This is a genomic window from Siphonobacter sp. BAB-5385 (genome assembly GCF_002261125.1).
In the GTDB taxonomy this organism is placed as follows: domain Bacteria; phylum Bacteroidota; class Bacteroidia; order Cytophagales; family Spirosomataceae; genus Siphonobacter.
Map to the genome: position 1 here is coordinate 1 of NZ_NMPS01000167.1, position 410 is coordinate 410.

Below are 410 nucleotides of genomic sequence, written 5' to 3' on the forward strand. Positions count from 1 at the left end.
TACGGCTCAAAAACCTATCAGGAGTTTTTAGATAAATTCGGTCAGGTACCCTACCGTTACGTGTGTACGGCAACGCCATCCCCCAATAAGTTTAAAGAACTCATTCACTACGCGGGGTTCTTAGGCATCATGGATACAGGGCAGGCCCTAACGCGGTTTTTCAAGCGTGATTCCACCAAAGCCAACAACCTGACGATTCATCCACACAAGGAGCGTGAATTCTGGTTGTGGGTGGCAAGCTGGGGATTGTTTCTGACCCGCCCCTCTGATCTGGGCTACTCGGATGAGGGCTACGATCTTCCCGAATTAAAGGTACACTGGCATTTAGTGCAGACGGCGACCTCCGAAACGACTGCCGACCGCGATGGCCAGCTGAAACTCGTGCGTAATCAGGCTGTCGATTTAAAGAC

The 410-nt window shown here is 51.2% G+C and carries 1 protein-coding gene; it reads left to right on the top strand.

Annotated features, from left to right (window positions below):
* Positions 1-410: hypothetical protein (locus BWI93_RS16500; RefSeq protein WP_217902292.1), on the top strand; the 410-nt coding region annotated here is incomplete at both ends.